Annotated in this window: 14 protein-coding genes; 9 read left to right on the top strand and 5 right to left on the bottom strand. The window is 54.7% G+C overall.

The window, feature by feature from the left end:
- Positions 1-2: 2 nt before the first annotated feature.
- Positions 3-1,265, top strand: coding sequence for a glutamate-5-semialdehyde dehydrogenase (locus AC2FHX_RS03250; RefSeq protein ID WP_496700297.1), 1,263 nt, complete (start codon positions 3-5; stop codon positions 1,263-1,265).
- Here the strand turns inward: AC2FHX_RS03250 and AC2FHX_RS03245 are convergent.
- Entirely contained in the window at positions 1,262-1,858 is a 597-nt protein-coding gene (locus AC2FHX_RS03245) for a histidine phosphotransferase family protein (protein WP_282021254.1), read from the bottom strand. The genes AC2FHX_RS03250 and AC2FHX_RS03245 overlap by 4 nt on opposite strands.
- Positions 1,859-1,900: 42 nt before the next feature.
- Here AC2FHX_RS03245 and AC2FHX_RS03240 point away from each other — a divergent pair, with 42 nt between their 5' ends.
- The 5 genes from AC2FHX_RS03240 to tsf all read left to right on the top strand — a co-directional run bounded on the left by AC2FHX_RS03240 (position 1,901) and on the right by tsf (position 5,689).
- Positions 1,901-2,083, top strand: a complete 183-nt coding sequence (locus tag AC2FHX_RS03240) for a DUF3553 domain-containing protein (RefSeq protein WP_008756567.1) — start codon at positions 1,901-1,903, stop codon at positions 2,081-2,083.
- Between the two features lie 97 nt (positions 2,084-2,180).
- The gene (gene olsB / locus AC2FHX_RS03235; RefSeq protein WP_142633823.1) at positions 2,181-2,936 is read left to right on the top strand and encodes an L-ornithine N(alpha)-acyltransferase; all 756 of its coding nucleotides are present in this window, start codon (positions 2,181-2,183) and stop codon (positions 2,934-2,936) included.
- A gap of 4 nt (positions 2,937-2,940) precedes the next feature.
- Complete coding sequence (olsA, locus tag AC2FHX_RS03230; RefSeq protein ID WP_142635124.1) at positions 2,941-3,777, top strand: lyso-ornithine lipid O-acyltransferase; 837 nt, start codon at positions 2,941-2,943, stop codon at positions 3,775-3,777.
- Positions 3,778-3,944: 167 nt separating this feature from the next.
- Positions 3,945-4,736: a 30S ribosomal protein S2 gene (gene rpsB, locus AC2FHX_RS03225; RefSeq protein ID WP_142633821.1), complete on the top strand. Its 792-nt coding sequence runs from the start codon at positions 3,945-3,947 to the stop codon at positions 4,734-4,736.
- Between the two features lie 77 nt (positions 4,737-4,813).
- The gene (gene tsf, locus AC2FHX_RS03220; protein ID WP_142633819.1) at positions 4,814-5,689 is read left to right on the top strand and encodes a translation elongation factor Ts; all 876 of its coding nucleotides are present in this window, start codon (positions 4,814-4,816) and stop codon (positions 5,687-5,689) included.
- Positions 5,690-6,083: 394 nt separating this feature from the next.
- Here tsf and AC2FHX_RS03215 read toward each other — a convergent pair whose 3' ends face one another.
- The 3 genes from AC2FHX_RS03215 to AC2FHX_RS03205 form a co-directional block, all read right to left on the bottom strand.
- Complete coding sequence (locus AC2FHX_RS03215; protein ID WP_142633818.1) at positions 6,084-6,839, bottom strand: LuxR family transcriptional regulator; 756 nt, start codon at positions 6,837-6,839, stop codon at positions 6,084-6,086.
- A gap of 5 nt (positions 6,840-6,844) precedes the next feature.
- A complete protein-coding gene (gene aroQ, locus AC2FHX_RS03210; RefSeq protein WP_496700298.1) occupies positions 6,845-7,285 on the bottom strand; it encodes a type II 3-dehydroquinate dehydratase in 441 nt (146 codons plus the stop codon).
- Positions 7,286-7,408: 123 nt separating this feature from the next.
- Entirely contained in the window at positions 7,409-8,404 is a 996-nt protein-coding gene (locus tag AC2FHX_RS03205; protein WP_496700299.1) for an NADPH:quinone oxidoreductase family protein, read from the bottom strand.
- A gap of 151 nt (positions 8,405-8,555) precedes the next feature.
- Here AC2FHX_RS03205 and AC2FHX_RS03200 point away from each other — a divergent pair, with 151 nt between their 5' ends.
- Positions 8,556-9,374, top strand: a complete 819-nt coding sequence (locus tag AC2FHX_RS03200; RefSeq protein WP_496695446.1) for an SDR family NAD(P)-dependent oxidoreductase — start codon at positions 8,556-8,558, stop codon at positions 9,372-9,374.
- 25 nt (positions 9,375-9,399) lie between these two features.
- The gene (locus AC2FHX_RS03195) at positions 9,400-10,425 is read left to right on the top strand and encodes a phosphotransferase family protein (RefSeq protein WP_496700300.1); all 1,026 of its coding nucleotides are present in this window, start codon (positions 9,400-9,402) and stop codon (positions 10,423-10,425) included.
- A 6-nt stretch (positions 10,426-10,431) separates the two neighbouring features.
- Here the strand turns inward: AC2FHX_RS03195 and AC2FHX_RS03190 are convergent, their stop codons facing one another.
- Positions 10,432-11,043 carry a 2-hydroxychromene-2-carboxylate isomerase gene (locus AC2FHX_RS03190; protein WP_496700301.1) on the bottom strand — a complete coding sequence of 204 codons (612 nt, stop codon included), beginning with the start codon at positions 11,041-11,043 and terminating at the stop codon, positions 10,432-10,434.
- Between the two features lie 183 nt (positions 11,044-11,226).
- On the opposite strand from AC2FHX_RS03190, the gene AC2FHX_RS03185 reads away from it, so the two are divergent.
- Entirely contained in the window at positions 11,227-12,444 is a 1,218-nt protein-coding gene (locus AC2FHX_RS03185; RefSeq protein ID WP_496700302.1) for a serine hydrolase domain-containing protein, read from the top strand.
- Positions 12,445-12,465 lie beyond the last annotated feature (21 nt).

Raw genomic sequence — 12,465 nt, 5'->3', positions numbered from 1 at the left:
AGATGAAGGATTTCGACAGCATCCCCGACCTGATGACCGATCTTGGGAAACGCGCCAAGGCCGCCGCTGCCGAGCTGGCATTTGCAAGCGCCGAGCGTAAACATGCTGCCCTGATTGGGGCCGCCGAGGCTGTTTGGGCCAATCGTGAACAGATCATTGCGGCCAATAAGAAAGATATGGAATTCGGGCGCGACAAAGGGTTGAGCCCGGCGATGATGGATCGCCTGATGCTGGATGAGACCCGCATTCAGGGCATGGTCGACGGGCTGCGCGCCGTTGCAGAGCAGGCCGATCCTGTTGGTGAGGTTCTGACCGAATGGGACATGCCCTCGGGGTTGAACATCCAGCGTGTGCGGACACCTTTGGGGGTTATCGGCGTGATTTATGAGAGCCGCCCAAATGTTACGGCGGATGCGGGAGCGTTGTGCCTGAAGTCCGGGAACGCGGTCATCCTGCGCGGTGGATCAGAAGGCTTTCATTCCTCGTCAGCCATCCACGCGTGTTTGGTTCAGGGCTTGAAATCGGCGAACCTGCCCGAGGATGCCGTTCAGCTTATCCCAACCCGCGACCGGGCGGCGGTTCAGGAACTACTGACCATGACCGATTATGTCGACGTGATCGTTCCCCGTGGGGGCAAAGGGCTGGTCGGGCTAGTCCAGCGCGAGGCCCGCGTGCCCGTGTTTGCCCATCTGGAAGGCATTGTGCATATCTATATCGACAAGGCCGCTGACCCCCAAAAGACGCTGGAGGTGGTTTTGAACGCCAAAACCCGTCGTACCGGAATCTGCGGTGCTGCCGAATGTCTGCTGATCCATCAGGATATCGCTGAAACGCTGGGACGGGATGTCATATCGGCGCTTCTGGCCGCAGGTGTCGAAGTACACGCCGAAGGTACTTTGGCCGTTGATGGCACTATCGCGGCCACTTCTGATGATTGGGGCAAAGAGTTTCTGGATAGTATCATCGCGGCCAAGCCGGTGACTGATATCGACGCCGCCATTGCTCATATCCGCAGGTTTGGGTCGAACCATACCGATTGCATCATGACCGAGGATCCCGCTGCAGCTGCCCGGTTCTTTGAACGGCTTGATAGCGCGATCCTGATGCATAACGCCTCAACCCAATTCGCCGATGGCGGTGAGTTTGGCATGGGGGCCGAGATTGGCATCGCCACCGGAAAGATGCACGCGCGCGGCCCCGTAGGGGCGGCTCAACTGACCAGTTTTCAGTATCTGGTGCGCGGTTCAGGGACTGTTCGGTCTTAGAACCGGATTTCGACGCGGGTTGAGGCCGTATCGGTCGCGACCCGCCGTCCCATCGACGATGCGGATTCCGGCAGCAGCGCAAATTGAACCTGCGCTGGGGTGACCTTGTTGGTAAACCGTCCGCTGGGCAGGTTCTTCCATAGCTCGGCTTCCAGCTTCAATTTGTCCGCGGTCCCTGTCACAGACCAGTTTTTCCCGTCGTTTACGATCGTTACATCCCCGCCAAATGGCATCGCGCTTTCGCAGCACATCAACGCTAGAAAGGCCAGTTTCACCTGATTACGCGGCACCGCTTCGGTCAGGTTCCAGTTGACGCGAACACGACCTGCGCGTTCGACATCATTCAACAGCTCTAAAACCTCGGCCCGCCCAAGGGGATGATCGCTGGCCGACCCAAAAGCGACCCTGAAAAAGCGGATGCGTGCGCCGGCGCTGCCGACACTTCCTGCGATCAGTTCCATCTCGGGGCCTTGCACCGCGCCAACCATTTCAAGCAGCTCCAAGCCGTTGGTGATCGCCCCGATCGGGCTGATCAGATCGTGGCAGATCCGCGAGCCGATCAGTTCGGCCAGGTTGACGTCCAAGTCGCTCATGCGTACCTCCTGCTGTATCTGCCGCCGGACCGGAGCCCCTTGATGACAGATCTGAATGCCATTCTTGCACCGGGCATGTATGTCCGCCACCCCGATTTCCCCGATTGGGGCGTTGGACAGGTACAATCCAACATCGCAGGTAAGATCACCGTAAACTTCCGCGAGCAGGGAAAAGTGGTAATCGACGGGACACGCATCGCCCTGATGCCGGTCTTTGATCCGTGAAACTGGTTTAAGAAAGGTTAACGTTTGATCGAAGCGCTCTATGTTGCCATTCCCCTGAAACCTGCGGTATCAGCGCGGAAACAATACGGAACCTCTGATGCCGGACGCAGGCCCTTCTTTCACCGTCAAACTCGCCGAAAATGACACCGAATTGCGGGCTGCACAGCGGTTACGCTATGATGTGTTCATACGTGAACTGGGCGGCGGTGGGGAAATGGTCGACCACGATGCCGGGTTGGAGCGCGACAGGTTCGATCCCTATTTCGATCATATGTTGGCGATTGACGATCAATCTGGAAAAGTTGTTGGCGTTTACAGGCTGTTACCAGGTGATCGTGCTTCTGAAATCGGACAGTTCTATTCCGAAGATGAATACGATCTTTCCATCTTGAAACAAGGCGGACGCAAGCTGTTGGAGTTGGGACGTTCATGTCTACATCCCGATTATCGCGGCGGCACTGCAATGTATCACCTGTGGAACGGGTTGGCCGCCTATGTCGCCGAGCGCGAGATCGAGGTCTTGTTTGGCGTCGCCAGTTTCCACGGAACCGATCCTCAAGCTCTGGCTCAGCCTTTGTCCATGTTACATCACAATCACCTTGCGCCTCCGGACCTTCGGGTTCGGGCTCAGCCCAAAGTGTTCCAGCCCATGGATATGCTGGATAGCGATAAACTGGATCGGCGCGCAGCGATGGTGCAGGTTCCAGCACTGATAAAAGCATACCTGCGTCTCGGCGGGTTTGTGGGCGAGGGTGCCTTTATCGACCATATGTTCAATACCACCGATGTTTGCCTTATCCTCGACACGGCGCGGATGAATGAGCGACAACGGCGCATCTATGGCGGAGCGTAACGTGATGAGTGACGCCTCATGGCACAGTGAAGATGCACCTGACCCGATCAATCTGGGGGTCTGCGGCTGGCTATTGGTCTTCTTTCGGGGTTTACCACTTGCTGTATTTGTATTCAGCGGGCTGATTGTCCTGCTGATCCTTCGCATGATCGAGCGCCCGCTCTATGGGGTTCACCGTCCGGTCACGCCCTTCATCACGCAGTTCGTATGCCGTAATGCGTTCCGGATTCTCGGGATTAGCTACCGTACAACCGGCGAGCTTATGACCCAGCGTGGTGCGGTTGTTGCGAACCATTCCTCGTGGCTTGATATTTTTGCGCTGAATGCCCGTAAAAGGATCTATTTTGTCTCGAAGGCCGAGGTAGCCAAATGGCCAGGTATAGGCTGGCTGGCGCGAGCGACAGGTACTGTTTTCATCGAGCGCGACCGCAAGAAGGCACGCGAACAGACACTTCTGTTTCAGGAGCGCCTGACAGCCGGTCACAAGCTGCTGTTTTTTCCAGAGGGTACGTCGACCGACGGTCTACGGATTTTACCATTTAAAACAACACTTTTTGCGGCATTCTTCACCGAAGATCTACGCGATTTCATGTATGTTCAACCGGTGTCGGTCGTTTACCATGCACCTAAGGGTGAGCCTGACCGGTTTTATGGCTGGTGGGGTGACATGGATTTTGCGCCGCATCTGTTAAAGACTTTGGGAGCGCGTCGCCAAGGTGGCGTAGAGCTAATCTATCATTCGCCAGCCAAGGTCAGCGACTTTGAAAACCGAAAAGCCCTGGCCGCCTATTGCGAAGATACCGTGCGTCAGGCGCACAGCCTTGCGCGGCTTGAAAAATAGGGCGATTGGCCCTTGCACTGCCTGAAAACCTGCCGTATACGCGCGCCATTCAAACCCGCAGGCGGGGTTTGGGCTTTATAGGGGAGACATCCTTATCTGGCCCGCCGGTTGGAGCATCCGCTTCTTTCACCCCCGCCGAGGCGTAAACCGGAAAAAGGAAATAAAGCATGGCTCTTCCCGAGTTCTCCATGCGTCAGCTGTTGGAAGCTGGCGTTCACTTTGGTCACCAGACACAGCGTTGGAATCCCCGCATGGGCCCGTTCATCTACGGCTCGCGCAATGGCATCCACATCATGGACCTGACCCAGACCGTTCCGATGCTGGACCAGGCTCTGCAGGCTGTTCGTGACACTGTTGCCAAGGGCGGCCGCATTCTGTTCGTTGGCACCAAGCGTCAGGCCGCAGGCCCAATCGCCGAAGCAGCTGAAAAGTCAGCCCAGTACTACATGAACCACCGCTGGCTGGGCGGCACCCTGACCAACTGGAAAACCGTTTCCCAGTCGATCAACCGTCTGAACCAGATTGACGAAGCCATGGAATCGGGCGCCGAAGGCCTGACCAAGAAAGAGCGTCTGGGCATGGAACGTGACCAGGGCAAACTGCAGGCTTCGTTGGGCGGTATCCGCGAAATGGGCGGCGTCCCGGACCTGCTGTTCGTCATCGACGTCAAAAAAGAAGCACTGGCCATCGCCGAAGCCAACAAGCTGGGTATCCCGGTCGTGGCAGTTGTCGACACCAACTGCTCGCCCGATGGTGTCGATTACATCATCCCTGGCAACGATGACGCAGCCCGCGCGATCTCGCTGTACTGCGATCTGGCAGCACGTGCCGCTCTGGACGGCATGACCGCTCAGATGGGTGCAGCAGGCGTTGATCTTGGCGCATTCGAAGAAGCACCGGTTGAAGAAGTCGTTGCGGAAGAAGCACCCGCAGCAGCAGAAACACCTGCCGAAGCGTAAGCTGCCCGTCACGTAAATGACATCTGGGGCAGGGTATGACCTGCCCCAATTCCGTTTGAATTGAGGAGAGCCAAAAGATGGCAATCACAGCAGCAATGGTAAAAGAACTGCGCGACACCACTGGCGCAGGCATGATGGACGCGAAAAAAGCGCTGACCGAAACCGGCGGCAACATGGACGAAGCCGTTGATTGGCTGCGCACCAAAGGCCTGGCCAAAGCGGCCAAGAAATCGGGTCGTACCGCGGCGGAAGGTCTGGTTGCCGTTCACGTAAACGGCAACAATGGTGTTGCAGTTGAAGTGAACTCGGAAACCGACTTCGTCGGGAAAAACGCCGAATTCCAGGAAATGGTTGGTAAGATCGCATATGCCGCAGAAGGCGTCGACAATGTCGAAGCTCTGCTGGCAGCTGATCTGGGTGGCAAAACCGTTGCGGAAACGCTGACCGACAAGATCGCCACCATCGGTGAGAACATGTCGGTGCGCCGTATGTCCAAACTGTCGGGCGACACTGTTGTATCTTACGTCCATAACGCAGCCACTAACGGCATGGGCAAGATCGGCGTTCTGGTCGCTCTGACCGGCGGTGACGAAGCCATCGGCAAGCAGATTGCGATGCATATCGCGGCTGTGAACCCGGCAGCTCTGTCCGAGGCAGACATGGACCCGGCGATCGTCGAGAAAGAAAAGCAGGTCCAGATGGACATCGCGCGCGAATCCGGCAAGCCGGAGCAGGTCATCGAAAAGATGATCGTTGGTCGCATGAAGAAGTTCGTCGCTGAATCGACCCTGTTGAACCAGCAGTTCGTAGTAAACCCTGACCTGACCGTTGAGGCCGCTGCCAAAGAAGCAGGCGCGACCGTCACCGGATTCGTGCGTCTGGAAGTTGGCGAAGGCATCGTTGTCGAAAAAGAAGACTTTGCCGCTGAAGTTGCAAAAGCAGTTCAGGGCTAAGCATCACAGGCCCTGAACAGGGCCTGTATCAATCTGAGAAACCGGGTACGCCATGCGTATCCGGTTTTTCTTTGCCCTTAGTGTAGAAATGATGCCTAGAAACGAAAAAGGACGCCGAAAGCGTCCACAAGTTAAACCTAGTTTAAATGAGGGGCCCCGCAAAGATGGGGATGGACGAGGCCCCCCAAAATTCCGACAAAGAGACGCGGACAAATAGGCGCCCTATTGTCAGAGCGATCGGAGAGCTTTGTTATTGCAAAGATCCGACCAAATGTTCCCAGGCTAAAGCCACCACTCACGGAACAATACCACTTTGCAACTTTAGCGTTAGATTCGGAAAGTCATGTTTTCCTTACCCTAGGTAAATTGACGCATATTCGCGTCACTCCCTGAGTCAAACCCCAACGATGAACATCTGATTTTGAAGAGATGCTTTCAAAACTGCCTGCGCCGTTGTCTCGACCACGAGGGCCTCGCGCGCCAGACGCAGATGCTTTTCGACAGTGGCCGAAGTCAGCCCCATCAGAATCGCAATGTCCTGAGTTGTTTTGCCGTCGCCGACCCACTCAAGCGCCTCACGCTGACGTTTTGTCAGGGCGCGATTTGGTGCGTTATAGGGCAGGGTGAGGATTTTCAGATGAGCAACGTTGTTCATCAGAAGAATATCCTGGCCAAATTCCTCCCAGACAGCGTCCACATCGTCTTGTGTACGCGATCCATGCGCTGAAAGCGAAATTGCCCCTTTCGACCGAACCGAAACCGAGTCGAAACTGACCGTATAGCCGGCGACGACACCTTTGGTTTTGTTGAACTCGATGACGTCTCGCTCTTTTGCGGTCAGGGTGCCATCAGTCATCAGATCCTGGGCGATCCTCCAGCTTGCGGCCCCTTCATTATGCAAAGCCCATTTCAGCATTGGAGCATGGAAATACAACCCGCCTCCCAGAAACCCATCCAGGTAATCTTTGCTGTGATTGGTCAGGATTACAAAATCCTCGGGATCCCCCAGCGACGTTTCGGTGCGATATCGCGTATATCCGTACAGCAAACGATCGAACCCATATTCTGCCATTTGCCGGCAATGGGCATCCCAGAGCTCTTCCAGGGTTTTGGTATAGCTGAGGAAATTCAGATACTCAGAAAGCTTCATAGCGATCATTCACCCTGTAAATGGAACCGCAACGCATCCAGCGCCAGCACATATCCCTGCGGACCCAATCCGCAAATCATGCCTACAGCCACACGTGAGATATAGGATCGGTGTCGAAACTCCTCACGCGCGTGGATATTGGACAAATGAACCTCGATGACCGGCAGCTCAACCGAGGCGATTGCGTCCATCAGGGCAATCGAGCTGTGCGTATAGGCACCTGCGTTCAAAACAATGCCGTCCTGCACACCTTTGGCGGCATGAATGGCATCAATCAACGCGCCTTCGTGGTTGGATTGGAAATGAATCACTTCCATCCCGATAGACTTACCGTGTTCGAGGCACATATCCTCGACCATTTGCAGCGTTGTGCTTCCGTAAACCTCGGGCTGTCGCGTGCCCAGCAGATTGAGGTTCGGACCATTCAGAATAAGAGCTTTATGCATTGTTATACTGTCCCCATAACAAGGTTCTTAAACGTGAACAGGTAGAGATGTCCACCGAACCTGGATCATGCGTCAGAACCGCGGCCTATAGGACACGAGGCTGAAGTTTCAGATATTGGCTGGCTATGCCATGGTCACGACAATTTTCCCAAGGGCCTTTCGGCTGGCCAGAAGGTCTAGCGCCTTTTGGGCTTGATCCAGAGGGATTTGCGCACTGATCTGTGGTTTGATCTGCCCTTTGGCGTATAACCCGAACAAATCTTCCATGTTTTTGCCATGTCCTTTCGGGTCGCGAAACACCGAGGCGCCCCAGAAAACACCGACAATTTGACAACCCTTAAGCAGAGGGAGGTTCAATGGTATCTGAGGGATTCCGGCTGGGAAACCGACGACCAGGAATCGCCCCTTCCACCCCAAGCTGCGCAGCGCTGGCTCTGAATAGGCACCGCCAACGGCATCGTAGACGACATCAACGCCCTGACCACCGGCTAAGGCCTTGATGTCCGATCCAAAGACCTTCTGCGCCGGTTTGTCCATGTCGCGCGCGTAAATGATCGTTTCGTCCGCCCCGATCTGACGACAGAAATCTGCTTTGTCCTGCGATGAGACTGCCGCAATAACCCGAGCCCCCATGGCATTGGCTAGCTCAATCGCAGCCGTACCAACTCCGCCTGCGGCACCCAGAATCAGGACCGTTTCCCTTTGTTGCAGCGCAGCGCGGTCCTTCAGTGCGTGATATGAGGTGCCATAGGTGAATATAAAGCTCGCCGCGTCTTCAAATGGCATTGAGCTCGGGAATTTAACAGCTGTCGCCGCTTTGACCGCCAGATGTGTGGCAAAACCTCCGTGTCCGGTCAGAGCCAGCACACGGTCGCCAACGTTAAAGCCCGAAACACCTTCGCCCAGCCCGATAACCTCGCCAGCGATCTCACCTCCGGGGGCAAACGGTCTTGGTGGCTTTATCTGATACAGGTCGCGTATCATCAGTGTATCCGGGAAATTAACACCTGCGGCCCGCACGCGAACAAGCAATTCGCCCTTGCCTGGCGACGGATTGGGCAGGGTGGTCAGTTCCAATGTTTCCGGCCCGCCCGGAGCGACGCTGAGTAAGGCTTGCATGTTTACGCTAATGTCCCTGTTATTCGGTAAGGAGGAACTTTTGGCGTACTGTTCTGAGTTGTCAAGAAACCACCCGGCACAACCGGGTTAGGCGTTACTCTTGACCGACAAATGAGACAGTTTGCCAAAATCAAAAACCGAGGAGCAGGTCATGACCCCCGAAACTCTTTTTTCATTGCAGGGCAAAACCGCTCTGGTCACGGGTGGGGCCACCGGAATTGGCCGAATGGCGGCCGAGGCGCTGGTCCGGGCGGGTGCACGTGTACTGTTGGCATCTCGTAAAGGCGACGCGTGCGAGGCGGTCGCGACCGAATTGAACGCACTGGACGCCATAGGAACCGCCGAAGGGTTTGCCGGTGATGTCGGATCAAAAGAGGGTGTCGACAATCTGGTGGCCGAAGTGCTCAAGCGCACGGACCGGCTGGATATCCTCATGAACAATGCCGGTGTTTCCTGGGGCGCACCGATGGGTCAGTTTCCCTACGAAGCCTGGGAAAAAGTCATGTCAGTCAACGTGACAGGAATCTTCGAACTGACCCAAAAACTGTTGCCGATTCTGATGTCTTCCGGGACTGCCGAAGATCCATCCCGCATCGTCAATGTTGGATCGGTTATGGGCGAAGTTCCTATGGGCGACGGTGCGTATAGCTACTCTGCTTCAAAGGCGGCTGTGCTGCATCTAACCAAAATCATGGCCAAAGAACTTGCTCCGCATCACATCACCGTCAATGCGCTGGCGCCTGGACCCTTTGTCTCCCGGATGACGGCATTTGCCACATCTGACGAAGGGACGCGCAAGAAAGTCGGCAAATCCGTGCCCTTGGGTCGCGTTGGACGTGACGAGGATATCGCAGGCTGTATGCTGTTCCTGTGCGGTCTGGGCGGCAGCTATGTCACCGGCGCGGTGATCCCGGTTTCGGGCGGAATCAATGTTGTCACCGCCGGCAACATCTTTGCTGAAGCACTCTGAAGCATCGGCCAAAGGGAGCCACAAAATGGACAGCGCAATTCTGGATCTGAAACGTGTCGATGCCTATCTCGGCACGCATCTCAAAGGGTATCGGGGTCCGTTGGAGGCGAAAAAATTCGAGGTTGGCCAATCAAACCCAACTTTTGAGTTAAAAACGCCTGAGAATTCCTATGTCCTGCGCCGCAAGCCGTCGGGAGTGTTGCTGAAATCCGCCCATGCCGTTGACCGCGAGTTCAGGGTTCAAAGCGCATTGGCCGACAGCGATGTGCCTGTACCCAAAATGCTGCTGCTTTGCGAGGATGATGACGTCATCGGGTCGGCGTTTTATGTGATGGAGCATCTCGATGGTAGGACTTTTCTTGAACCCACAATGCTTGGTGAAAGAACCGAAACCCGCACGGCAATTATCGACGAGATGAACCGCGTTCTGGCGGCGCTGCATAAGGTCGACATCGATTCTGTTGGCCTGTCCGACTATGGCCCGCCGGGAAGCTATTTTGAGCGTCAGATCGGGCGGTGGACGAAACAATTTCGGGCGTCCGAAACCACTCTGATTCCGGATATGGATGCCTTGATCGAGGCTTTGACCAACGCAACCCCCAAGGATGATGGTCAGAGAACGCTAGTTCACGGCGATTACCGCATCGACAATCTGATGTTCGAAAAGCAGGGCACACGCTGTCTGGGCGTACTGGATTGGGAATTGTCGACAATCGGGCATCCCTTTGCCGATCTCGCAGCTGTTATCATGCAATGGCAGATGCCACCTGGAAGAGAGGGGCGGGGTCTGGCTGGTATAGACCGGTCCTCGCTCGGCCTGCCATCCGATCAGGCTTTCATTGATCAATACTGCGAGCGCCGCGACCTTCCCGGAATTGATAACTTTGGGTTCTATCTGGCGTTCAATTTCTTCCGAATGGCCGCGATCTTGCAGGGTGTTTATAAGCGGGCGCTTGACGGAAACGCCTCTGATCCGAAAAGAGCTCAGATTTTTGGTAGTTACGTTCCTAAGTTTGCACAACGAGGGCTGACTGCATTGGGCAGAGGATGAAACCGCCTAGGGCGCATGAAATCTCGACAATTCAAGCTCAAGGTTAGCCAGGCTGTTTTTGCCAAAGAACATCTCAGTGTCTACAAACATGCTGGGGACACCGAAAACACCCCGCTTGACCATAGCCTTGGTTTGGTTTTTCAGGTTTTGCTTTACGTTCAGATTGGTCATGGCCTCGCGCAGTTTTCGTATAGGCAAGCCGTTATCCTGAAGAATGTCGCAAAGGACACCCAGATCATCCACTTTTTGCCCATGCACCCAAATAGCATCAAATATGGACGCTATATATTTGTTTTCCCATGACTTACCGGATGCTAACAAAGCCCCGCGCATGGCGAATTTGGTGTTCATCGGGAAATGTGGGCTCATATGAAAGCTCAACCCACGGTGACGCGCAAAGCGATGGAGATCGCGGGTCAAATAGGCCGTCTTCTGCCGGTTCTCTGAAAAAGCCTTAAACGGGCTTTGGTTATTGGTGGCTTTGAAAACAGTGGCCAGCAGAACCGGAACATATGTAACACCGACTTCGTGCTTTGCAGCGATATCAGATATCATCTTCTGCGCGAGGAAGGCGTTCGGACTACAAAAATCATAAACAAATTCTATATGTTGCGGCATATTTCTCCTCCATCAGGCGAGAGTCGAACCGGACACGAATCTATCTGCGACCACATTAGCAGGCAAAACCCTTTTGGCGTACAGGGACATCGTTGGATTGAGGTGATTTAGCTGTCCTTTTTCCGCTTAACCCCGCAATATCCGGGAAAGATACGTTAATTTCTCAAAGTTGAGCACACACAGATGAAGTTCGAACAAGCCCGGCTAGATCGTATTTGCGATTGGATGCAATCCTATGTGGATGATCGCAAATATGCCGGAAGCTCATTCTTGATGATGCATCAGGGCAGGGAGGTTCTGTTTCATTCCTGCGGGCTTAGAAGCGTTGAGAACAATCTGCCATTCGAGCGGGATACCCTCGTTCGCATCTATTCAATGACCAAGCCGATAACCACTGCGGCTCTGATGATCCTTGTTGAACGCGGTGAGGTTCACCTCGGTGCTCAAGTGTCTGAATATATATCTGATTTCACCGCAACACAGGCGCTGGTACCCGGCGCCACAAGGTTGGATCAGACCGAACCTGCACCTGCACCAACGCTTCATCAGCTGCTGACCCATACAAGTGGCCTGAGCTATCCTTTCAACCCCGGAATCCTGGCATCGGCAATGGACGAACTTGATCTTGTTTTCGGCCCTAAAGAAGGGTCTTTGGCCGAAAGAGTATCTTTGCTGTCCACTTTGCCTTTCGCCTTTCAGCCGGGAACGCGATGGGAATATTCGGTAGGGATAGACGTTATTGGTCGCGTGATAGAAGTTATTTCTGGCCAATCTCTGGAGCAATTCCTTGCGAAAGAGATTTTCAGACCTCTTGGCATGTCCCAGACCGGGTTCAGGGTTCCGGCGGGAGCAGGGGATCGGTTTGCCTCGCTCTATACGCCTTTGGCGGGCAATGCGATGGCGCTAAACGAAGCCCGTACGGGTGAGCAGACTTTGCGTCTGGTCGACAATGCCGACGCATCGCCCTTTGAATCGGCATCAATGTATTCTGGGGGCGGAGGGTTGGTTTCAACCATTGATGACTTTGCTAGATTTTCAGAGATGCTCCGAAATCGCGGAAGGTTCGGTGATCAACAGATTCTTGCACCAAAAACTGTAGAATTCATGCTTCACAACCACTTACCCGGCGATATTGCCTCGATGGGACCGCAGAGTTTTGCGGAACAACCCATGGAGGGCATGGGCTTTGGCCTTGGTGGCGCTGTCGTCATTAACCCCGGCAGAACCTGTGTTCCGGGCAGCATGGGGGATTTCAGCTGGGGTGGTATGGCATCGACCTTCTTTTGGGTTGATCGTCAGAACGATTTTACAGCGATCTTTTTCACCCAACTGTCACCATCCAGCTCTTATCCCTCCCGCGCAGAATTGAAGGCGCTCACCCTCGGGTCAATCATTGAATGACATTCGGCGCGCTGATACCCA

The sequence above is a fragment of the Ruegeria sp. CDSC042 genome, assembly GCF_059610745.1.
Note: the sequence above shows the minus strand (reverse complement) of the source record. Positions and strands in the feature narration are given on the sequence as shown.

What these genes read in the sequence shown, in the direction of transcription:
- AC2FHX_RS03250 (WP_496700297.1), top strand. Translation starts at nt 3, where the DNA reads ATGAAGGATTTCGACAGCATCCCCGACCTGATGACCGATCTTGGGAAA.
- AC2FHX_RS03245 (WP_282021254.1), bottom strand. Translation starts at nt 1,858, where the DNA reads ATGAGCGACTTGGACGTCAACCTGGCCGAACTGATCGGCTCGCGGATC.
- AC2FHX_RS03240 (WP_008756567.1), top strand. Translation starts at nt 1,901, where the DNA reads ATGACAGATCTGAATGCCATTCTTGCACCGGGCATGTATGTCCGCCAC.
- olsB (WP_142633823.1), top strand. Translation starts at nt 2,181, where the DNA reads ATGCCGGACGCAGGCCCTTCTTTCACCGTCAAACTCGCCGAAAATGAC.
- olsA (WP_142635124.1), top strand. Translation starts at nt 2,941, where the DNA reads ATGAGTGACGCCTCATGGCACAGTGAAGATGCACCTGACCCGATCAAT.
- rpsB (WP_142633821.1), top strand. Translation starts at nt 3,945, where the DNA reads ATGGCTCTTCCCGAGTTCTCCATGCGTCAGCTGTTGGAAGCTGGCGTT.
- tsf (WP_142633819.1), top strand. Translation starts at nt 4,814, where the DNA reads ATGGCAATCACAGCAGCAATGGTAAAAGAACTGCGCGACACCACTGGC.
- AC2FHX_RS03215 (WP_142633818.1), bottom strand. Translation starts at nt 6,839, where the DNA reads ATGAAGCTTTCTGAGTATCTGAATTTCCTCAGCTATACCAAAACCCTG.
- aroQ (WP_496700298.1), bottom strand. Translation starts at nt 7,285, where the DNA reads ATGCATAAAGCTCTTATTCTGAATGGTCCGAACCTCAATCTGCTGGGC.
- AC2FHX_RS03205 (WP_496700299.1), bottom strand. Translation starts at nt 8,404, where the DNA reads ATGCAAGCCTTACTCAGCGTCGCTCCGGGCGGGCCGGAAACATTGGAA.
- AC2FHX_RS03200 (WP_496695446.1), top strand. Translation starts at nt 8,556, where the DNA reads ATGACCCCCGAAACTCTTTTTTCATTGCAGGGCAAAACCGCTCTGGTC.
- AC2FHX_RS03195 (WP_496700300.1), top strand. Translation starts at nt 9,400, where the DNA reads ATGGACAGCGCAATTCTGGATCTGAAACGTGTCGATGCCTATCTCGGC.
- AC2FHX_RS03190 (WP_496700301.1), bottom strand. Translation starts at nt 11,043, where the DNA reads ATGCCGCAACATATAGAATTTGTTTATGATTTTTGTAGTCCGAACGCC.
- AC2FHX_RS03185 (WP_496700302.1), top strand. Translation starts at nt 11,227, where the DNA reads ATGAAGTTCGAACAAGCCCGGCTAGATCGTATTTGCGATTGGATGCAA.